Origin of the sequence: Klebsiella sp. A-Nf5 (assembly GCF_002810545.1) — a bacterium.
Taxonomy (GTDB): Bacteria; Pseudomonadota; Gammaproteobacteria; order Enterobacterales; family Enterobacteriaceae; genus Klebsiella; species Klebsiella variicola.
Genome location: NZ_PIOG01000268.1, coordinates 246,445 through 267,792 on the forward strand (window position 1 = coordinate 246,445; position 21,348 = coordinate 267,792).

A 21,348-nucleotide genomic window follows, 5' to 3' on the forward strand; every position below is an offset into this window, starting at 1 on the left:
TTGTACTCCGCGTGGCCTGAGCCGGATTAGAACAGTTTGTAAACGATGTTGAGGATGGTCAGCAGACCAATGGCGGTCACAAAGAGGTTATCGAGACGGCCACGGTATTTTGCCAGCGAAGGCGCTTTACGAATGGCGTACATCGGCAGCAGGCACAGCAGCGAGGCGATAATTGGCGCGCCCATGGCCTCAATCAGGTCGAGGATATTAGGGTTGGCATACGCCACCACCCAGGTCGAGCCCATGATGAACACCATGCTCAGGGTATTGAGCTTGCCGCTGGAGACCCGGGTTTTATCCCCTTTATAGCCGAAGCGCAGGATCAGACCGTTCAGCCCTTCAAGGGTGCCGAGATAGTGACCGAAGAACGATTTGAAGATGGCCACCAGGGCGATGATCGACGCGCCATACTCCAGCAGGGTGGCAAACGAGGATTTGGTGCCCGACATCGAGGCAAAGTGGTTCGCCAGATAGGAGAGTACCGGGATATTCTGCGCCTTGGCGTCCGCCATGTTCTGCGGCGAGAGGGTAAACAGGCAACTGAAGGCGAAGAACATCACCACCGCCACCATCAGCATGCTGGCCCGGGAGATGATCTGTGAGCATTTGCGTTCGGTATACTCCCGGCCAAACTGCGCTTCATACTCTTCGCGTTTGGAGACCACAAACGAGGAGACGATTGGCGAGAAGTTAAAGGAGAACACCATGATGGAGATGCCAAGCCATACCGTCACCAGAATGCCGTCGTGACCGGTTAAGGCGATATCGCTGAGGTTGACCTGCTCAATCACCGCGCTATTCCAGTAAGGGATCAGGGACAGGGAGATCACAACCAGGCTGGCAATAAACGGCCACACCAGATAGCTCATCACCTTGACCATCAGGTCTTTACCAAACCAGATGACAAACGCCATCAGCAGCAGCAGGAGCAGCGCCACCACCCCGCGGTTGAGGGCCGGCATCTGCAGCTGGTTCTCCCAGAAGGTCATAAAGGTATTGGTGATCGTGACGCCATAAATCCACAGCAGCGGACAGATGGCGAAGAAGTACAGAAAGGTGATCACCACCCCGCCGGTTTTGCCAAAATGCTCTTCCACCGTTTCGGTGATATTGCCGGAGGGGTTAGCCCCCGACAGGCACAGCCGGGCCAGCGCCCGATGGCAATAGAAGGCGATGGGATAGGCCAGCACCAGCATCACCAGGATCGGGATCAGCCCGCCGAAGCCGGCGCGGATAGGGAAAAACAGCACCCCGGCGCCGATAGCGGTGCCAAACAGGCCCAGGGTCCAGGTGGTGTCAGATTTACGCCAGGACGAAAGGCTTGTCTGGCTGGATGCAATGCTCTCAGTCGTACTCATATCCTGTCCTCACTTATGTATTGAATTAAGCGTCAACAAAACCCGTAATTTGCGATACCCGGGAGAGATCGATATTGCCGCCGGAAATCAGGCTGACCGTTTTGCGGTTCTGGATATAGCTGTCTAATTTGCCGCTTAATAACGCGGCGCAGGCCAACGCCCCGGCCCCTTCGGTGATCACTTTATTGCGCTGAATTAAGGCGACCATGCTCTGACGAATGTCGTCCTCACTGACCAGGACGATGTCATCCACCAGCTGGCGGGCGATTTCATAGGTCAGTTTCCCTGGCCGGGCGACATCGCAACCATCGGCTAAGGTGCCGGCGTGGCGATGGCTGGTGATCTCCCCGGCATACCAGGAGGCGGCCATCCCGTGAACATTCTCCGACTGCACGCCAATAATGCGGATCGTCGGGTTAATGGATTTAATCGCAATCGCGATACCGGCAATTAACCCCCCGCCGCCAATCGGCACGATGACATTATCCACGTCATACAGATCTTCTAATATTTCGAGACCAATCGTTCCCTGCCCGGCAATCACCTGCGGGTCGTCATAGGGGGGAATAAAAATACGCCCCTCAAGTTCAACAATATCGCTGGCTTTGGCGAGGGTATCGTTAAAGTTATCGCCATGCAGGACTACCTCTGCCGAATAATCGCAGGTGGCGGCGACTTTCGATTTCGGCGCCCCTTTCGGCATCACCACTTTCCCGTCAATGCCGAGCATGGCGCAGGAGAGCGAGACCCCCTGCGCATGGTTGCCCGCCGAACAGGCCACCACCCCTTTGCGTTTTTCCGCCGCGGTTAAACCGCACAGCTTATTAAAGGCGCCACGGATTTTAAATGATCCCGTGCGCTGCATATTTTCGAATTTAAGGAATATTTCCCCCTGGCAGCGTTCGCTAAAATAATTCGAGCGGGGCATGCCCGTTTTATATATTTTTCCCGCCAGGCGTTGCTTCGCCTCGAGAATATCGTCAATGGATACCGGAAGATCGTAGGTAATATGCATGATGGCCTCTGTATCTTAATATAAAGTCAATGACCGGGCGTCATCCTGCTGATAACAGCGAGGAAGTGTGTTGGGTTATTTAATCAATATCAGTCAGGCAATTTCTATTGGCTGCCAGTGGCGGTTGCCCTGCCCCGAAGAGTACTGTTTCGCCATCTCCACCAGCGACGCCGCCGCGGTTTTAAGCCGGTAATTCTTCGACCATACCGCCGCATAGCGCGCTACCGGCAAGGCCTCTTTAATGGGGATGGTCACAAACTGACTCGAGCCGAACGGCGTGGTCATGTCGCAGGGGATCACCGTCAGAAAATCGGCATTGAGTACCAGGTTATAGATCGTCACCACCGAATCGGTATTGACGATATTTTCGCGGCGGATGCCGCTGCGCTGCAGGGTGGCCAGCAGTTCGCTGTAATAGCCCATATTGGTCTCCGGCAGCACCCACTGCTCATGCTGGAGCGAGGCCAGGCGGACGGTGCCGTTGCCGATCCGCGCCCGGTTCGCCACCAGCACAAACTCAGACTCAAACAGCGGCTCGACGTGCAGGTCCTGCAGTTTCATCTCATCACTCAGCGTCCCGATGGCGAAGTCGAGACGCCCGTCGCGGATCGCCGGTAAAAAAGCGGAGAGCTGCGCTTCATACATCGATACCCGCGCCTTCGGGAAAGTCATTTTAAACTGATGCACCATCTCCGACATAAAGGTAAACCCGACCAGCGAAGGGAAACCAAAGGAGACATCCACCACCGCGCTGTTGGTCAGAGCATTCATTTCATTGACCATATTTTTCATTTCACGGGTGATCGCTTCTGACCAGTTGAGAAATACCTGCCCGGCCTCGGTGAGCGAGACGCCGGTATTTCGCCGGACGATTAATTCGCTGCCAAAATAACTTTCCATGTCACCAATGATTTTACTGACCGCCGGCTGAGTGAGTCCTAACACTTTTGCTCCGGCCCCGATTGACCCGCTGCGGATCACTTCCTGGAAAACCACCAGATGCTGTGTTTTAGGCAGAGAAAAAGTATTCATCGCGTCTCACTTTCATTCCTTTGTTGACGGCGGAAAGTGTAACAAATCGCGATTGCCGGGTTATGTGAGAGCTCTCACAAAGGCTCCGCCGCGGCGGATAGCCAGACTTCGCCAACAAAAATAAAAACACTAAAATCATTAAGTTATAATAAAAATGAGTATTCTTTATGCGACTTTCGGCGTGCGCGAATGCGGGGATAAAAATAATTGATGGCGATAACAGCGCCGCTAAAATGACGATAAAAAATACGCCTTTTGTACGCTATTCGACCATCACTGTCAGGCTGGTGGAAAATCCCAAAATTAAATTAATGCTGTAAACAATAAAAAGCAGACGTAATAAACGCCGTTATTTAATGACAAGCCGGTTGGGCATCACATTTTATCCCCAGCGGTTGGGGAAAATGCGCGGTCATTATTTACACCAAAGAAACATTAAATTCACAATCTTGTTTTTCTTGGCGGCGGACGGCGCTGCTTTTTTTCGCCATCTTACAGTCGGTCATACTTTGATTAAAATCAACCCTGGTAATTTATCTTTTACGGCGGCCAATGGAGAGTCATTTGTGTTGCCGATCACAAATCCATAAAACAACGGCCTGGCCTCGCTTCCGCCGCAGATGATTAACCAGCTTTTCACTATGCAAATGCAAATAACGTATTTGCCCTCCCCGCAGGCGCTCTGTAGTTTGAGCCAGGATCCCGGCGCCAGTTTATCCGGGTCAGGACTTTATTATTCAGAGTGTTAAATTCCGCCATGATAAAATTAGCGCATCTTTTTAAAACCTATCCAGGCAGCGCCCAGCCAGCCATTCGCGACCTCAGTCTGGATATTGATCATGGCGAATTCTGTACCTTCGTCGGCCCGAGCGGCTGCGGAAAAACGACTATCCTGCGGATGATTAACCAGCTGGATATTCCCGACAGCGGCGACGTCTATATTCAGGGCGTCCGCCTCGCTGACGCTGATATTATCCAGATCCGCCGCCAGATCGGCTTCGTGATGCAAAGCGCTGCGCTCTTTCCCCATCGTACCGTGGCGCAAAATATCGCTACCGTGCCGCGGCTGGCGGGCTGGAGCAAAGCGCGGATCCGCGCGCGGATTGACGAACTGGTGGCGCTGATGTCGCTCGATAGTCATCTGCTGCACCGCTATCCGCATCAGCTCTCCGGCGGCCAGCAGGGGCGTGTGGCCATCGCCCGCGCTATCGCCGCCGATCCGCCCATTTTACTGATGGATGAGCCTTTCGCCGCCATCGACCCGGTGGTCCGCGAACGCCTTCAGGATGAGCTCTTGCTCCTGCAGCAGCGGCTGCAGAAAACCATTGTATTAGTGACCCACGACATCAATGAAGCGATCCGCCTCGGCGATAAAATCGCCATTTTCCAGGAAGGCGGCGTGCTGGCGCAGTTTGATACCCCCGACCGTATTCTGGCCCACCCGGCGAGCGAGTTCGTGCGCCGCTTTATTGGCCCGGAACCCAATCTGAAGCGGCTGGGCATGATACAGGTCGGCCAGCTGCCGCGTCACGATGTCCCCCTGCTCGACGAAGCGCTGACGCCGATCGCCAGCGCCCATCCACCGCTGGCCAGCCCGTTGCGTCTGGTGCTTGACCGCCAGCGACGCCCGCTGCACTGGTTTGATCCGCAGCGGGGCCTCACCCTGCCGGTGGAGCGCCCGCTCGCCAGCAGCCACAGCCTGCGTTTTGCCTACAGCGCGCTGCTCGACGTGGCGACCGGCGTGCTGGTGCATGTGGATGACGAAGGACAATACCAGGGGGCGGTATCCCACACCCTGCTGCAGCAGGTGCTCGACGGCGCGGTGGGGGTGCGATCTCATGATTGACTGGGGTTGGGTTATCGATAACCGCGCGATGATCGGCGATCTGCTCTGGCAGCATGCGCGGATGGTCCTGCTGGCCCTGCTTTTCGGCTCCCTGCTCACCGGCGGCCTGTTAGCGGTGACCTTACGCTGGCCCGCGACGGCGCAGCCGCTCATCACCCTGTGCGGCGTGCTCTTTACCATTCCCTCGCTGGCGCTGTTTATTTTATTGCTGCCGTTTACCGGGCTGTCGCTGACCACCTCGCTGATTGGCCTGACGCTGTACTCCCTGCTGATCCTGCTGCGCAACGTGCTGGCAGGCATGGAGAAGCTGCCGCAGGCGGCGCTGGAGTCCGCGCGGGCGCTCGGCTACACCCGCGGGTTCCGCTTCTTCGATATCGAGCTGTGGCTGCTGCTGCCCTCTCTGTTTGCCGGGCTGCGCATTGCCTCGGTGACGCTGGTCGGCCTGGTCACCGTCACGGCGCTGATCGGCCAGGGCGGGCTGGGGCAGCTGCTGCTGGCGGGTTTTAATCAGGACTTTCTGACGCCGATTGTCGTTAGCCTGGTCCTGAGCCTGCTCCTGTCGCTGGTCTTTGACGGGCTGATTGCCCGTCTTGGCGACTGGCTAACGCCGTGGACCGAATGATGACGCTGCTTCTCGCCACCTTTCACTGGCTAACCCAGCCGGAGCACTGGCTGGGTGACGAGGGCATCTTGCTGCGCCTCGGCCAACACCTTTATTACGTGCTGGTCAGTATGGCCGTGGCCTGCGCCATTGCCCTGCCGCTCGGCATTGCGCTGGGCTACTGGCGCAAAGGCGCCTTTGTGGTGATCAACCTGTTTAATCTCGGCCGCGCCATTCCGTCGTTAGGGCTGATTTTATTATGCATCATTGTTTTTGGCTTTAACGATATCCCGGTGCTGGCGGCGCTTATCGCGCTCTCGATCCCGCCCATTCTCACTAACACCTGGGTGGGGATTTATCACGCCGACCGTCCACTGTGCGATGCGGCCATCGCGCTGGGCATGACCCCCTGGCAAAGCCTGTGGCAGGTGCGGATCCCGCTGGCGGCGCCGCTGATCCTCGCCGGGGTGCGCACGGCGCTGGTTCAGCTTATCGCCACGGCGGTGGTCGCGGCCTATGCCGGTCTGGGTGGGCTGGGACGTTTTCTGATCGACGGCCTCGGGCAGCGGGATATCCCGCAGGTGATCGGCGGCTCGCTGGTGGTTTCCCTGCTGGCGATAGGCGGTGAACTGCTTTTCGCCCGCTGCGCCGGCCGCCTGGTTCACCGCCGTATTGCCGCGCCTTATTAGCGTGAAACTGACATGACCCCAGCGCCTGGGGCTGATTAACCTGAAAATAAAAGAGGTATTATGAAGCAATTATTTGGCAAGGCCGTCACCGCCCGTCGATTTCGTCTCTCGCTGCTGGCTGCCGGGCTATTCAGCCTGAGCGTTAGCAGCCTTGCCGCCAGCGTCACGGTGGGCGGGGCCAACTTTACCGAAAGCTCCATTCTCGCCAACATCTACGCCAGCGCGTTAAAGAAAAATCATATCGAGGCCAACACCCGTCTCAACCTTGGCAACCGGGAAATTATTATTCCGGCGCTGCAGAGCGGTGAGATCGATATCGTCCCGGAATATCTTGGCGCTCTGCTCAATTTTTATAACGGCAAAACCGAGGCCACCAGCCAGCAGGCCGTTAGCGCTGAGCTGGCCCAGGCTCTGCCCGCCGATTTCACCCTGTTGACCCCGGCCCCGGCCACTTCGATCACCGCCTGGGCGGTACGTGCCGAGACCGCGGAGAAATACCATCTGCGCACCCTCTCCGACCTGAAGCCCGTTGCCCCGCAGCTGGTGATCGGCGGACCACCGGAGCTGGCGGTACGCGCCCTGGGCCTGCCGGGGCTGAAGCGCGTCTATGGTCTTGAGTTCAAAGCGGTGAAATCGCTGGACATGGGCGGGCCGCTGACCCGGCTGGCGCTCAATTCGGGCAAAATCGACGTCGCGACGGTCGTCTCCACCCAGGGCAACCTGGCGAAGGAGAAATGGGTGGTTCTGGAAGATGATAAACATGAGCAACCGAGTCAGAACGTGGTGCCGCTGGTGCGCAAAGCCAGTCTGACGCCGGAGATCAGCGCCGTGCTCAATGAGGTTTCCGGCAAGCTGGACAATGCCACGCTGATTGCCCTCAACCAGCAGGTGGATCTCCAGCATAAAGATCCGGCAGCCGTCGCCGAGCAATGGGTTAATGCCAACCTCCCCCAACACTGACCGTCACCCCGCCACGGATGGCGTTCAGCCGCGAGTCCACGCTATGTCTACCCGACACATGATCCTGAACCTGTTCTTTTATAACCCGCAGGGGGATTACCGTTTCTCCTGGCGTCACCCTGACGCACCAGAAGCGGAAATATTTACCCTCAACTATTACGCCAGTCTGGCGCGCAAGGCCGAAGCGGCGACCCTGGACGCTATCTTTGTCGCCGACCATATCGCGGTGTGGGATACGGTGCCCAGCGGCCTGACCCACTATGCCAACGCCCGGCTTGAACCCCTGACGCTGCTCTCCGCCCTCGCCGCGGTGACGGAGCATATCGGTCTGATGGCCACCGCGTCGACATCCTATAACGAACCCTATAACCTGGCGCGCTACTTTGCCTCGCTGGATTTCCTCAGCAATGGCCGGGCCAGCTGGAATGTGGTGACGTCGTGGCTGGAAGAAGAGGCGGCAAACTTCGGTCTGGAGCAGCTTCCCCGCCACGGCACCCGCTACCAGCGGGCCAATGAATTCATCGACGTGGTCACTCGCCTGTGGGATTCCTGGGAAGATGGCGCGGCGATCTTCGATAAAGCGCACGGATTATTCGCCGATGCCGGCAAGGTGCATCACCTCGACTATCAGGGCGAGTACTTTCGCGTGCGCGGCCCGCTCAACGTCCCTCGCCCGCCGCAGGGCCATCCGCTGCTGGTGCAGGCTGGCTCTTCAGAGGCGGGAAAAGCGCTGGCCGCCGCCTGGTCTGATATGCACTTCGTGTTTATTCACTCGATCGCCGAGGGGCTGGCCTATCGCGAAGAGATGAACCAGCGGCTGCGTCAGCACGGGCGAGATCCGGCCCATTTCAAAATTATCGCCGGGGTCCTGCCGGTGGTGGTGAATTCCAGCGAGGAAAAGGCGGCCCGCCAGCAGCTTAACGAGCAGCTGATGAGCGACCAGATGGCTATCGACCTGCTCTCCTCTTATCTTCGGATGGATCTCAGCACCCTGCCACGGGACCAACCCCTGCCGCCGCTCCCCGATGAAGAGAGCTTTGATGGCATCCGCACGGCGCTGAAGCTTATCCGCCAGTACGATCCGCGGCTCACCCTGCTGGAGTTGGGGAAATTGTTATTACAGAGTTCCGATAGCTGGCTGCTGCTGGGCAGCGCCGAGGAGATTGCCGCCACCTTAACGGAGACCTGGCAGGCGGGCGCCGCCGATGGGTTCAACCTGATGTTCCCGCTGCTGCCGGGAGACTTTGACCGCTTTGTTGACCAGGTGGTGCCGATTCTGCAGCGTAACGGCGTCATGCGCGATCGCTATCCACCCGGCACCCTGCGTGAAAAGCTCGGTCTGCCCGCGGTGGAAAACCGCTTCACCGCGCCGTAGCCCGGCGTGGCCCGGCGTGGCCCGCCCCGGCACAGACCGCTGGCCGGGGCATTTTACCTATAGCTGGCTGACTCCCAGCGCCGCGGCCTCATCCCGCCACGCCAGCAGCGGCGCATAGGCCTCCCGCGGCATATCGCTATAGCCGCAGATCAGCAAGGCATCGCACAGGGGACGATAGCGCGCATCGCTCACTAACTGCTGGAGCGCCTCGCGCAGGCTATTCAGCGTCGCCGCCGGAGTGGCGCCGGCGGTGATCAGCGGCAGCCCTGGCGCGGCCGGGCTCCAGCCGATCGCCACCAGGCCTGCCAGGGCCTGCGGCTGATGGCGCTGCAGCAGCGCGTAGGTCACGCAGTCGATGGCGGCGATATCGGCGTTTTCCTGCTGCAGCTCGCGCAGCGACTGCCGATGGCTGCCGCTGAACACCACCGCCGAAAAAAATCGCCCCTCCCGGGAGAGCGGCGCGACCATTTTACGCAGCACGTTGTAGCCGGACTGCGAGTGCTCGGCATTGCACGCGGCCCGACGGCCAAAAAAGTCCCCCAGCATCCGATGACTATCCGCTTCGCGGACCACCAACAGGCTGCGGTAGCGGCGCCCTTCACAACCGGGCGCGGCGTAGTGGAAACAGCCCACCGTCTGCACCTCCGGCAATTGGGTCACCAGCGGGTAGCCGCAGGTCTGGCTCAGCAACAGCGTCGGCTGGCGCCAGTGGTCCAGCAGATCCTCGGGGTCAGCCGCCGGAGGGTCTCCCGTCACCGTCACGCCGCGTTCGGCCAGCAGCGACTGCACCGCCTGCCACAGGGCCTGGGTCTGTTGACGGTGGATGGCATACATCGGAAAGGTCATGCGTTCAGCCATGTTCTCCTCCCGCTTGCGCCTGCTCGCCAAAGCCCGGATGGGCGTTCACCGCCACCGCCCGGCGGCCAAAATGGCGTCGCCACTCGCCGTACCCACGCACCAGGAACCCCTGATTACGCTGCAGATAAGCCGTCTGGCGATGCAGATACAGCTGACGTAAAGCGTACCAGGGGCCCCCTGGCAGGTCATGATGCACCGCATGGTAGTTGAGATTGAGGAACAGCACCCGCCAGGGGAGCCCGGCCTCGTTGATCACCGAGCGGGCCAGCGGGTCATCCGCGGCGCGGTGTTCGAGAAAAGAGCGCACTTTGGTCAGGGCCAGCGCCGGGTAGCTCACCGCCAGCACAAACCACAGTGGGGAAAAACCCTGCGCCGCCATCCAGGTCAGCAGGCCCGTCAGCAGCAACAGATGCAGACTCCACATGGCGATAGCGCGGCGGTCACCCTCGCGGAAAGCCCGCAGCGCGCTGTTCAGGGTGTGAATAATATCCATCAGCGGCGCCAGCAGCAGACGCCCCCAGAAGGTGTTGCGCAGGTGGATAAGGCGGCGCTGCCAGGCAGAGAAGCGCTGCCAGCTTTCCGCCGTCACATAGTACGATTCGGGGTCGTCCTCGGGGTGCGTCAGCAGATGGTTGCGATGGTGCGCCAGGTGGCTGTCGCGGTAGATGCCATAGGGATACCAGACCGCCAGCGGCAGCGTCCCCAACAACTGGTTAAACCATGCCAGCCGGGTGGGATGCCCATGGATAAGCTCGTGCTGTAAGGACATATACCAGGTGGTAAACCAGATCAGCAGCAGCGTGGCCGGCATCAAACCCAGCGTCTGCCAGCCCGCCACGCAGGCAAACCAGCCGCCGTAAACCGTCACTATCAGCAGCCATGTCGGCAGCTCGCTGCGCCACAGCCAGCTGCGCGCCAGCTGGCGGATCAGGATGCGCTGTTGGTCATCCACATAGACAGCCGTCTTCTTTTCCGTCACTTCCGATACCTTGCCCTGTTGCCTCATTCCCTCCGAAGATGTGAGATAACACGTTAAATAACAAAGTATTTAATTTACTTAGCTTTGCCAAAAAGCGCGTTTGTATTCACCGCTTTCATCAACACCTGAAACTGCGGATTAAATTCATCAAAGATTGGCAGCGCAGCGGCGCCCAGCGCGGCGGTATCGGTGCCGGTCATCCCCATTTTGACACGCTGCGCCGGCAGGTAACGCCCGCGCACAGACTGATACAGCGGCGGCAGCCGCGCCAGCACTTTCTCCAGCAAGGGGGCGGGCATCATACCGCCCACCACCACCGTCTCGGCATCGAAGACGCACTCCAGCAAATTGATCGCCTGACGCAACGGCGCCAGGATGCTGGTGATCCACTGGTCGAAAAGCGCAGCGTCCACCGACAGCAGATCTTCCGGCAGCGCGCGATAGGGGTCGAGGCCGCAAAACTCATAGGCCGCCTGCAGCGAAACATAGCGCTCAAGGCATCCCTCATTCCCGCAATAGCAAGGGCGACCGTTCGGCGCGACCACGATATGCCCGACCTCACCGGCGTTATGGGCATGGCCGGTATACACATGACCATCGGTAAAAATACCGGCGCCCAGACCGGTGCCAATATAGAGATAGACAAAAGAGTTGAGCTGCCGCGCCACGCCGTGAAAGCGTTCGCCAATGGCGGCCACCGTGGCGTCGTTTTCGAGGGTCACCGGCAGGCCGCTGAGTCGCCCGAGCTCCGCCGCTACGTCGACCCCTTCCCAGCCGTTGAGCGTCGTGGGTCCCGTCGACGAGATCCCTTCCACGCCAAACGGCCCCGGCATCACGACCCCCATTCCCAGCACCCGCGACCAGTCCAGCGTCGGCAGCGCACGGATCTCATCCAGCACCTCAGCGAGGCGGGCAAAGGTCGCACCAGGCTGGGGCTTTTGCACCAGAATGAGTCGGCGAAAATGGACCTCACCGGCCAGATCCACCAGCACCACAATCAACGTCTGATGATCAAGATGGATGCCAATTGACCAGGCACTGGCGGGATTGAGGCTCACCGGCACCGCTGGCTGTCCACGGCCGCTGGCGCGCCGCGGTTGGTGGCTGGTCAGGAGATCCATCTGCTCCAGCTCCGCCACAATATTCGACACGGTCTGCGGGGTCAGCGCGGTCAGCCGCGCCAGCTCGGCGCGGGTCAGCTCGCCATGTAAACGCACCGCCTCAATGATTACCCGGCGGTTATGGACCCGGGCATGTTCAAGGTTTGTACCTGATGTTTTCATCGTTTCCCTTCCAGGCTGGACTGGTGAAATTTTAGCCGGCATCACAGATCTGACAACGACCCGCGCAGGCGGGTCTTCGCGATGGCATACCCTTTGCTACGCTTAGTGCTGGGGCCACTCGGGAGATGTTGCCGATAGTGTCGCCCTGATTAAATCAATCAAATTGATTTAATAAATCATAACCCCTTTCAGTACAGCACAGCGGAGAGCAAAGATGAAATACCACAGCGCACTACGGGTCAACGCCTGTCTGCTGGCGATGCTCGTTATCAGCGGGAGCGTCAGCGCAGCGACCCAGATTAATGCCCTGTTCATGACCCAGGCGGCCTATAGCGAAAACGACATTCGCGCGATGACCAGTGACTTCGAAAAGCAACACCCTGACGTGAAGGTCAACCTCGAATTCGTCCCCTATGAAGCGCTGCACGACAAGATCGTCGCCGCCCGCGGCGCGGGGGGTAACGGCTACGATGTGGTGCTGTTCGACGCGATCTGGCCGGCGGAGTTTAGCCGCTTTGATCTGCTGCAGGATGTCTCCTCACGGATTGCCGCCGACGAGCGCGAAAAGATTTTCCCCGGGGCGATGAATACCGTGGTGTATCAAGGCAAAACCCTCGGCATGCCGTGGATCCTCGACACCAAATATCTGTACTACAACAAAGCCATGCTGGACAAAGCGGGGATCAAAACACCGCCTGCCAGCTGGCAGCAGGTAATGGACGACGCCAAAGTGCTTAAGGACAAAGGGATCGTTAAATATCCTCTGGTCTGGAGCTGGTCGCAAGCGGAAGCGCTGGTCTGCGATTACACCACCCTCGTCTCCGGCTTCGGCGGGAGCTTCTACCAGAACGGCAAGCTCGATTTTTCGACGCCCGCCTCGCTGAAAGCGGTCACGCTGATGAAAACCTCGCTCGATCAGGGGCTGAGCAACCCGGCCTCACGTGAATACCTTGAGGAGGATGTGCGTAAGGCTTTCTCCAATGGCGACGCCGCCTTTGCGCTCAACTGGACCTATATGTACAACATGGCCAACGATCCGAAACAGAGTAAAGTCGCAGGTGATGTGGGCATTGTCCCCGCCCCAGGCGATACCCCGGATAAACCCGGCGCCGTCAACGGTTCAATGGGCCTGGGCATCGCCAAAGCCAGTCAGCATCCGGAAGAGGCCTGGCAGTATATTCACTATCTGACCTCCCAGCCGGTACAGGACAAGTATGCCAAACTAAGCTTGCCGGTGTGGAAAGCCTCGTACCAGGATCCTGCCGTTGCCAAAGGCCAGGAGAGCCTGATCGCCGCCGCCGACAAGTCGTTGAACGTGATGCTCTCTCGTCCCGAAACGGCAGATTACTCGCGCCTGTCAAACACCCTGCAACAGCAGCTTCAGTCGGTACTGCAGGGTAAAGCCACGCCCGACGTCGCCCTCAAGGCGGTCGACACCAGCGCGGCCCGTCTGCGTTAAGGAGGCATGATGCTGAGTCTGCAACGACGCGAGCATCGTCAGGCATGGGTGCTGTTAGCGCCCATGCTTATCGCGATGTTTATCCTCACCGCATGGCCGCTGGCGCGCACGCTGTGGCTGAGTTTTACCGATACTGCGCTGGCGGGAAGCGGCGAGGCGACCCACTACGTCTGGCTGGATAATTATCTTTATGCCCTGACCGACCCGGACTTTCGCGCGGCCTTCGCGCGAACGCTCTATTTCACCGTGGTCTCGGTGGCGATTGAGGGGGCGATCGGCGTACTGGTGGCGCTGTTGTTGAATCAGCGTTTTGTCGGGCGAAATGTCCTGCGGGTGCTGGTGATCCTGCCGTGGGCGTTGCCGACTATCGTTAACGCCATGATGTGGCGGCTTAACTTTAATCCCGACTATGGCAGCGTTAATGCCCTGCTCAGCCAGCTGGGGCTGATTGACAGCTATCGCAGCTGGCTGGGCTCGCCGGATTCTGCGCTGCACGCGGTGATGCTGGCGGATATCTGGAAAAACTACCCGCTGGTCACCCTGCTGGTGCTGGCCGCCCTGCAGTCCGTTCCCGACGATCTGTACGAGGCGGCGCGGCTCGACGGCGCCTCGGCCTGGCGGCGTTTTCGCGCCATTACCTTTCCGGCCATTGTGGGCCCCCTTGGCGTTGCGCTGGTGCTACGCACCATCGATGCCTTCAAAGTGTTCGACATTATCTATGTGATGACCCGCGGCGGCCCGCTCGACAGCACCAAAACGCTGAGCTTTTTTGTCTATCAGGAGTCCTTCAGCTACCTGCGCGCCGGCAGCGGCGCGGCCTACGCCATGCTGATGAGCCTGATGTGCGCCGTGCTGATAGCCCTGTATCTGTTTTTGCTGCTGCGTCAGCGGCGCCGGAGTGTTGATGATGAAGCGTAAAGGGTACATCGTACTGCGTTACCTGGCGGCGCTGGCGGTGGCGATCTCGATTCTCGCCCCGATGCTGTGGCTGTTTTTGATGAGCGTCAGCACCACCGCGGACCTCACCCGCGTCCCGCTGGAGTGGCTCCCGCGGCAGTGGGACTTCAGCCGCTATGGCCACCTGCTGTCGCTGGCCCCTGGCGAACCCGGGGCGCTGTTTCTTCCCGCGCTGGGCAACAGCCTGCTGGTGGCCGCCGGCGCGACGCTGGTGTCGCTGTTGCTGGCGATCCCCGCCGCCTTCAGCTTTTCCCGTTATCCCGGCCGCGACGGCTGGCTGTACGCCGGCCTCGGCATCTATATGGTGCCGCCCGTGGCCTTTGTGCTGCCGCTCTATTTTATTCTTGAACACTTTGCCCTGCTCAACACCCGCAGCGGGCTGGTGCTGGTCTACTGCTCGCTGATCGTGCCGTTTCTGACGTGGATGGTCAAAAACCAGTTCGATACCCTGCCGCAGGATATCGAGCAGGCGGCCCGGCTTGACGGTCTGCGCATCTGGCAGGTCCTGCTGCGCATCACTCTGCCGCTGGCGAAACCGATGCTTGGCGCCGCCGCGCTGTTCGGCTGGCTGCTGGCGTGGGACGAGTTTTTCTATGCGCTACTGTTCACCAGCAACCTCGCCGCCCAAACGCTGCCGGTGACCATCGCCGGCTTCACCGCCGGCCGCGCCACCGATGACGGACTGGTGGCGGCGGTCGGCATACTGGCCTCAGTCCCTCCGCTGTTGATTGCTATCTGGCTGCAAAAATCGCTGGTCAGCGGCCTCACCAACGGGGGAAGTAAAGGATAACTATGGATAACACCAGGACACCTGTGCTCTATATCGTGGGCAATTACAATATTGACTTAGTGATGGGAACCCTGACCCACTGGCCTGCCCAGGGGACTGAGATGATGCTCGAGCACAGCGCGCTGCGGCCCGGCGGCTCTGCCGGCAACTGCGCGCTGGCCGCCGCCGCCATGCAGCTTCCGCACTGCGCGGTCGGCTGTCAGGGCGACGACGCGTTTACTCCGTGGCTGGCGGCACAGTTTCCCGGCGGCAGCGATCGCTGGCCGCAGTATCCCTGTGAAACTTCGCTGACGGTGGCGATCACCCATCCCAACAAAGAACGCTCCTTCCTCAGCAACCACGGACATATTACCCGCCTGACCGCCGGGGATGTGCTGAGCCAGCTGCCGGCCGCCGCTGGCGAGGGCGATATCGTGTTGCTCTGCGGTACCTTTCTCTGTACCGGGCTGCTGTCCGACTATCCGCAGCTGCTCGCCACGCTCCGCCAGCGCGGGTTTACCCTCGCCGTCGATACCGGCTGGCCACCTCAGGGCTGGAGCGACCCGCTGCGTCATGAGGTCGACCGCTGGCTGGGCGACTGCGACTGGCTGTTGCTCAACGACCTTGAAACCCTGCAGCTGGCCGGCCACCTGACCCTCGCCGAAGCCGCCACAGCCCTGGCGGCACGGCTCAGCGGCCGCGGCGGGTGCGTGGTGAAGCGCGGCGCCGACGGCGCGGACTGCTGGACGACCGACGGCCATCACCATGCGCCGACCCGGCCAGTCACCGTGATCGATACCATCGGGGCTGGCGACAGCTTTAACGCAGGATTCCTTGCCGCACTGCTGAGCGGTAAACCTGCGGCGGCCGCGCTGCGCTGGGGAAATACCGTCGCCGCGCAGGCGATCGGCACCTCCCCCCGCCGCTATCCCGACTGGCATACCCTGCAACATCACCTTGAGGAGGCCACCGATGGCCAGTGTTGAACTGATCGATGTCGCCAAGCGCTACGGCAAACAGACGGTGCTCCAGCCGCTGGACCTCACCATCCCCGACGGCAGCTTTACCGTGCTGGTGGGTCCTTCCGGATGCGGCAAGTCGACCCTGCTGCGCCTGCTGGCCGGTCTCGAAACGCTTTCCGGCGGCACCATTCTGATGAACAAGCGGCCGGTCAACGATCTGGATCCGGCCGACCGCGATGTGGCGATGGTCTTTCAGAGCTACGCGCTCTACCCCCACCTGACGGTGGCGGAAAATCTCGCCTTTCATATGCAGGTCAAAAAGGTGGATAAGCAGTTACAGAAAAGCAAAGTGCAGCAGGTCGCCAGCCTGCTGGGGATTGATAAACTGCTGGCTCGCTATCCGCGTGCGCTCTCCGGGGGCCAGCGCCAGCGGGTGGCGATGGGCCGGGCAATGGTCAGAAACCCCCAGGTTTTCCTGTTCGATGAGCCGCTGTCGAACCTTGACGCCCAGCTACGGATGGAGCTGCGCGCGGAGATCAAATCCCTTCATCAGCGCATCAATACCACCATGATCTATGTCACCCATGACCAGGTGGAGGCGATGACCCTGGCCGATCAGATTGTGGTGATGCGCGACGGGCAGATCGTCCAGCAGGGGGCGCCGCTGGCCATTTACGACCAGCCCTGCAATACCTTCGTCGCCCGCTTTATCGGCTCCCCGCCGATGAATCTCCTGCCCGGTCAGCGCGCCGTGCGCGACGGCCAGCCCGGCGTCGCCTGCGGCGCGCTGTGGTTTCCGCTGGCCGAACGCTGGCATCAGGCCGTGGCGCAGCAGGGCGATGCCCCGCTGATTGTCGGTCTCCGTCCACAGGATATTCTGCCGGATGCGCATGGCGCGCCGGCAACGGTAAACATCATGGAGGTGACGGGGGAATCCACCCTGCTGCATCTCGACTGGCAGGGTTTTCCGGTGCATGTGCAGGTTGCCGGCAGGGTGGCGGTCGCGGCGCAGCAGACGCTGGGGCTGACTCTCCGCCGCGAAAACCTGCATCTGTTTGATGCCGCCAGCGGCGAGCGCCTGGCGGAGACGCGCTAAGGGCGAAGGGAACCGGTCATCTTCCGTGTGGCCGGGCTCCGTGCGACGTCGAGTTCCAGGGCTACTCCTCTTCCCTCTCTGCTGGGGTCCAGGTCGGCAGCGTCTGGAAGGTGTGCAACAGCCCTTCGGACCACGCCTTGCGGATGCGGTTGAAGTAGGGATCGCTGTCGGTGATGCGATGCTGCCCGGCACTGCTCAGGCTGCCGCTGCGGTAGAGCAGCGTATCCAGCGGCAGGCCGACGGACAGATTACTGCGCAGCGTCGAGTCAATGGAGATCAACGCGCAGCACATCGCCTGCTCCAGCGGCGTATCGATGGTCAGCACCCGATCGATGATCGGCTTGCCGTACTTGCTTTCACCAATCTGGAAATAAGGCGTGTCGCGGGTGGCTTCAATAAAGTTGCCCTCCGGATAAATATGGAACAGACGATGGGTTTCGCCGGCGATCTGGCCGCCAAGCAGCAGGTTGCAGTTGAAGTTGGTGTTACTGCAGTTCTGCTGGTTGCTGCTGTCGCGCTGGATCACCTCCAGCAGCGTTTTACCGATCAGCATCGCGGCGTCGTAGAGGGAGGTGACCTGCATCAGATTCGGCTCCTGCTGGGTACGGATGCGCGCGCTGAGCAGGCTTATCACGCTCTGGGTGGTGGCCAGGTTGCCAGCAGATTGCAGCACCAGCACCCGTTCCCCCTCCTGATGGAAAACGTGCAGCTTTTTAAAAGTGGCAATATGGTCGACTCCCCGTTGGTGCGGGAGTCGGAAGCAAACACCAGTCCATCCGCCAGGCACATGGCCACACAGTAGGTCATTGCGGTTTTTCCCGTATTATTGCTGCTGCGCCTGCTGGCTTTGTTCGCGCACTTCAGCGTTGGTTAACATAATCTCCCCGCCGCCGCCCAGCCGGGTGCCCCGTACCGGGCAGGCGTCGAGATAATCCAGCCCGGTCGCCAGCCGCAAATGCTGATTCAGGCGACGAGTATTATTGGTGATATCAAACGACAGCCAGCGGCCTTCGAGCCAGACTTCCGCCCAGGCGTGCATCGCCACATGCTGAGCGTTATCGCTGTAAACATAGCCGCTGACGTAGCGCGCCGGGATCTCCAGCGCGCGGCAGCAGGCGAGAAAAACATGGGTATGATCCTGGCACACTCCCTTCGCGCGGGCGAAGGCGTCGGCGGCGGAGTCCTGCACCTGGGTCGCGCCGGGGGAGTATGGCATTCTTAACAGCAGATCCGCCATCAGTTGATTCAGACTTTCTTCCGCCGCATCGGGACGATAGAGGCGCTGGGCAAACTCACGGATCGCCGTATCGGCGCGGGTTAGCGGCGTACAGCGCAGAAAAACCAGCGGCGACAGCAGCTCGGCCTCTTCATCACGCGTCTCTTCCCCTTCGTCAGCGATATCGACAATCCCGCTGGCGCGGATAGTGATCTCCTTGTGCGGGTTATCCAGCGTCAGCACATGCAGCACATTGCCCCAGCCGTCGGTGGTGGTCACCGCCGCCCCGTCCGGCAGGGTCAGCGTCCAGGCGGTGATGGTCTGCCGGCCGGTACTGCGCGGCGTCAGGCGCAGATACTGGGTGGAAAACTTCACTTCTTCATCGTAGCCATAGCGGGTGAGATGATCGATGACCAGTTTCATAAGGCCTCCAGATAGGTTTGTCTGATGCTGTCGGACAGCGCGTTAATTCTCGCCAGCAGGCCGTTAAGGGTGGTCTGCAGGTCCGCCTGCGCCAGGTCGTCGCGGGTGCTGAAGCGCAGGTCAACGTTGAGCTGATGGGCCAGGCGCAGCGGTTGATAGGAGCGATCGTTGGCGATTTTCTCCAGCTCGCCGACCAGATCGGCAATGCTGGCGCGCAGCGAACGCGGAATATCGTTACGCAGGATCAGCAGCTCCATCACCGTTTCACGACTGACCGGCTGGCGGTAGAGGCTGTTGTAGGCTTCGCGGGCGCTGACCGCATTGAGCAAGGTATCCAGTCGATAGTATTCCCGCACCGGATCCGGGTCGTTGGTCAGTTGTTGATCCTTAATCAGCAGCAGTTGGGTGGTGGCAAACGCACGCTCAATCAGCGTGCCGATACCGATAAAGCTCAGCGCGTCGTTGCGCAGCAGCGTGCCGATCACCGCCCCGCGAAACAGATGCACCCGCTCTTTCACCCACTCGAAAAAGCCGTCGCTCCCCAGTTCGCCCAACCCCTGCTGGCGCAGGGTTCGCAGCTCGATTCGGGTGGCGTTGATGCTCTCCCACACCTCGGCCGACAGACTGCCGCGCACCGCGTGCGCATTGTTCCACGCCATCTCCACGCAGCTGTAAATACTGCAGGGGTTGTTGCCATCGAGGGCAAAAAAGTTGAGCAGGTTGCTCATGGTAAAACGGGCATGGCGCGCCTGAAACAGCTCGTGGGTCATCGACAAATTCAGCGGCAGCGCCAGATCCCGCGACTGCTGGCTGTGGCGGGGGATCATCGATAATTTCCAGGTCACGTCCAGTACCCGGGCGTAGCTTTCCGCCCGCTCGAGATAGCGGGCCATCCAGAACAGTTCACTCGCCGTACGACTTAGCATGATGCGTCATCCTCCATCACCCAGGTATCCTTGGTTCCGCCGCCCTGCGACGAGTTGACCACCAGCGACCCTTCGGTCAGCGCCACGCGGGTCAGGCCGCCGGGCACCAGCCGCATCTCCTGCCCGGACAGCACGTAGGGCCGTAAATCGATATGTCGCGGCGACAGACCTTCATCAACGAAGGTGGGACAGGTCGACAGCGCGAGGGTGTCCTGGGCGATATAGTTGGCCGGATTGGCCAGCAGGCGCTGGCGGAAGGCCTCTCGCTCCTCTTTGGTCGAACGCGGGCCAACCAGCATGCCGTAGCCCCCGGCGCCATGGACCTCCTTGACCACCATCAGCTCGAGATTACTCAGCACATAGCGCAGGTCCTCTGCTTTCCGGCACTGCCAGGTGGGGATATTACTGAGGATCGGCTGTTCACCGAGGTAAAAGCGGATCATCTCCGGAACGTACGGATAGATTGATTTGTCGTCGGCGACGCCGGTGCCGATGGCGTTGGCCAGCACCACGCCGCCGGCGCGATAGACTGACAGCAGCCCCGGTACGCCAAGCATCGAATCGGCGCGGAAGGCCAGCGGGTCGAGCCAGGCGTCATCGATGCGGCGATAAATCACATCCACCCGCCGCGGCCCCTCGGTGGTCCGCATATACACCGCGCCGTTCTTAATGAACAGGTCGGCGCTCTCCACCAGCTCGACCCCCATCTGCTGCGCCAGGAAGCTGTGCTCGAAGTAGGCGCTGTTGAAGCGCCCCGGGGTCATCACCACGACGCAAGGGTCATCCACCAGCGAGCTTTCGCGCAGGGTCTGCAGGAGGTAGCTCGGGTAGCGCTCCACCGGCGCAATGTGATGCTGTTCGAACATCTCCGGATAGAGGCGCATCATCATCTTACGGTTTTCGAGCATGTAGGAGACGCCGGACGGCGTACGCAGGTTATCCTCCAGCACGTAGTACTGACCGTCGTTATTGCGCACCATATCGACGCCGGTGATATGGGCATAGGTATTGTTTGGCAGGTTGATGCCCTGCATGCACGGCTGATACTGCTCGTTGGCCAGCACCTGCTCGGCCGGGATCAGCCCCGCGCGCAGGATATTCTGCTCATGATAGATGTCATAGAGGAAGGCGTTCAGCGCTTTCACCCGCTGGCGAATACCGCGGTCAATGCGCTGCCACTCCCCGGCGGGTATGATCCGCGGCACACTATCAAACGGGATCAGCCGCTCGGTTCCCTCATCCTCGCCGTACACGTTAAAGGTGATGCCGATACGGTGAAAAAGCAGTTCCGCTTGCGCTTTTTTCTGCCGGATAGAGAATTGATCAGTGTTGCGAAACCATTGCCACCAGGCATTATAGTGCGGCCGCTGTTCACCCTGCGCGGTCAGCATCTCGTCATAATAATGCCCGTCAGGTAGCGTAATTTTAATCATGGCTATCCCCTCCGGTTGTACTCACTTTGTGGTAATCCCGGTAAGAGATAAGCATTAATTATGCCAGGTCCTCTGCCGCCGCGGCGTTGTGCAAATCTGTTCTGACCCGCC

Annotated in this window: 19 protein-coding genes and 1 pseudogene; 10 read left to right on the forward strand and 10 right to left on the reverse strand. The window is 60.1% G+C overall.

Annotation, left to right across the window (positions count from 1 at the left end):
- Positions 1-26: 26 nt before the first annotated feature.
- The 3 genes from tdcC to tdcA form a co-directional block, all read right to left on the reverse strand.
- Complete coding sequence (gene tdcC / locus CWM53_RS26315; protein WP_100681143.1) at positions 27-1,358, reverse strand: threonine/serine transporter TdcC; 1,332 nt, start codon at positions 1,356-1,358, stop codon at positions 27-29.
- A 25-nt stretch (positions 1,359-1,383) separates the two neighbouring features.
- The gene (gene tdcB, locus CWM53_RS26320) at positions 1,384-2,373 is read right to left on the reverse strand and encodes a bifunctional threonine ammonia-lyase/L-serine ammonia-lyase TdcB (RefSeq protein ID WP_002910762.1); all 990 of its coding nucleotides are present in this window, start codon (positions 2,371-2,373) and stop codon (positions 1,384-1,386) included.
- 93 nt (positions 2,374-2,466) lie between these two features.
- On the reverse strand, positions 2,467-3,405 hold the full coding sequence (gene tdcA / locus CWM53_RS26325) for a transcriptional regulator TdcA (protein ID WP_100630704.1): 939 nt from the start codon (positions 3,403-3,405) through the stop codon (positions 2,467-2,469).
- 757 nt (positions 3,406-4,162) lie between these two features.
- Here tdcA and CWM53_RS26335 point away from each other — a divergent pair.
- From CWM53_RS26335 to CWM53_RS26355, 5 genes are read left to right on the forward strand one after another with little or no spacing between them, the layout of a single operon-like run.
- Complete coding sequence (locus CWM53_RS26335; RefSeq protein ID WP_100675406.1) at positions 4,163-5,251, forward strand: ABC transporter ATP-binding protein; 1,089 nt, start codon at positions 4,163-4,165, stop codon at positions 5,249-5,251.
- Positions 5,244-5,873 (forward strand): ABC transporter permease, encoded by a 630-nt coding sequence (locus CWM53_RS26340; protein ID WP_074385493.1) that lies wholly within the window; start codon positions 5,244-5,246, stop codon positions 5,871-5,873. Before CWM53_RS26335 ends, CWM53_RS26340 begins: the two co-directional genes overlap by 8 nt.
- Positions 5,873-6,541 (forward strand): ABC transporter permease, encoded by a 669-nt coding sequence (locus CWM53_RS26345; protein ID WP_004203269.1) that lies wholly within the window; start codon positions 5,873-5,875, stop codon positions 6,539-6,541. The genes CWM53_RS26340 and CWM53_RS26345 overlap by 1 nt, the downstream gene beginning before the upstream one ends.
- Before the next feature lie 60 nt (positions 6,542-6,601).
- Positions 6,602-7,501: an ABC transporter substrate-binding protein gene (locus CWM53_RS26350; protein ID WP_074385491.1), complete on the forward strand. Its 900-nt coding sequence runs from the start codon at positions 6,602-6,604 to the stop codon at positions 7,499-7,501.
- Positions 7,502-7,559: 58 nt separating this feature from the next.
- Positions 7,560-8,876: an LLM class flavin-dependent oxidoreductase gene (locus CWM53_RS26355; RefSeq protein ID WP_227520638.1), complete on the forward strand. Its 1,317-nt coding sequence runs from the start codon at positions 7,560-7,562 to the stop codon at positions 8,874-8,876.
- A 57-nt stretch (positions 8,877-8,933) separates the two neighbouring features.
- Here CWM53_RS26355 and CWM53_RS26360 read toward each other — a convergent pair whose 3' ends face one another.
- The 3 genes from CWM53_RS26360 to CWM53_RS26370 form a co-directional block, all read right to left on the reverse strand.
- Positions 8,934-9,734 (reverse strand): phosphate/phosphite/phosphonate ABC transporter substrate-binding protein, encoded by an 801-nt coding sequence (locus CWM53_RS26360; RefSeq protein WP_042947078.1) that lies wholly within the window; start codon positions 9,732-9,734, stop codon positions 8,934-8,936.
- On the reverse strand, positions 9,727-10,713 hold the full coding sequence (locus CWM53_RS26365; RefSeq protein ID WP_165785136.1) for a fatty acid desaturase: 987 nt from the start codon (positions 10,711-10,713) through the stop codon (positions 9,727-9,729). The genes CWM53_RS26360 and CWM53_RS26365 overlap by 8 nt, the downstream gene beginning before the upstream one ends.
- A gap of 74 nt (positions 10,714-10,787) precedes the next feature.
- Positions 10,788-11,996, reverse strand: coding sequence for an ROK family transcriptional regulator (locus CWM53_RS26370; protein WP_032733255.1), 1,209 nt, complete (start codon positions 11,994-11,996; stop codon positions 10,788-10,790).
- 214 nt (positions 11,997-12,210) lie between these two features.
- Between CWM53_RS26370 and CWM53_RS26375 the strand changes: the two genes are divergently transcribed.
- The 5 genes from CWM53_RS26375 to CWM53_RS26395 are packed head-to-tail and all read left to right on the forward strand — an operon-like array spanning position 12,211 to position 17,239.
- Positions 12,211-13,455 (forward strand): extracellular solute-binding protein, encoded by a 1,245-nt coding sequence (locus CWM53_RS26375; RefSeq protein ID WP_008804325.1) that lies wholly within the window; start codon positions 12,211-12,213, stop codon positions 13,453-13,455.
- 9 nt (positions 13,456-13,464) lie between these two features.
- On the forward strand, positions 13,465-14,373 hold the full coding sequence (locus tag CWM53_RS26380) for a carbohydrate ABC transporter permease (protein WP_012541290.1): 909 nt from the start codon (positions 13,465-13,467) through the stop codon (positions 14,371-14,373).
- Positions 14,363-15,202, forward strand: coding sequence for a carbohydrate ABC transporter permease (locus CWM53_RS26385; RefSeq protein WP_100729554.1), 840 nt, complete (start codon positions 14,363-14,365; stop codon positions 15,200-15,202). Before CWM53_RS26380 ends, CWM53_RS26385 begins: the two co-directional genes overlap by 11 nt.
- A 2-nt stretch (positions 15,203-15,204) precedes the next feature.
- Entirely contained in the window at positions 15,205-16,167 is a 963-nt protein-coding gene (locus tag CWM53_RS26390; RefSeq protein WP_100675403.1) for a carbohydrate kinase family protein, read from the forward strand.
- Entirely contained in the window at positions 16,154-17,239 is a 1,086-nt protein-coding gene (locus tag CWM53_RS26395) for an ABC transporter ATP-binding protein (RefSeq protein WP_008804321.1), read from the forward strand. The genes CWM53_RS26390 and CWM53_RS26395 overlap by 14 nt, the downstream gene beginning before the upstream one ends.
- 61 nt (positions 17,240-17,300) lie before the next feature.
- Here the strand turns inward: CWM53_RS26395 and CWM53_RS26400 are convergent.
- The 4 genes and pseudogenes from CWM53_RS26400 to CWM53_RS26415 all read right to left on the reverse strand — a co-directional run bounded on the left by CWM53_RS26400 (position 17,301) and on the right by CWM53_RS26415 (position 21,237).
- A pseudogene (locus CWM53_RS26400) lies at positions 17,301-18,046 on the reverse strand (peptidase).
- A gap of 16 nt (positions 18,047-18,062) precedes the next feature.
- Entirely contained in the window at positions 18,063-18,878 is an 816-nt protein-coding gene (locus CWM53_RS26405) for a transglutaminase family protein (protein ID WP_100696751.1), read from the reverse strand.
- Positions 18,875-19,804 carry an alpha-E domain-containing protein gene (locus tag CWM53_RS26410; RefSeq protein WP_002910835.1) on the reverse strand — a complete coding sequence of 310 codons (930 nt, stop codon included), beginning with the start codon at positions 19,802-19,804 and terminating at the stop codon, positions 18,875-18,877. The genes CWM53_RS26405 and CWM53_RS26410 overlap by 4 nt, the downstream gene beginning before the upstream one ends.
- Entirely contained in the window at positions 19,798-21,237 is a 1,440-nt protein-coding gene (locus CWM53_RS26415; RefSeq protein ID WP_004180417.1) for a circularly permuted type 2 ATP-grasp protein, read from the reverse strand. The genes CWM53_RS26410 and CWM53_RS26415 overlap by 7 nt, the downstream gene beginning before the upstream one ends.
- Between the last annotated feature and the right edge of the window lie 111 nt (positions 21,238-21,348).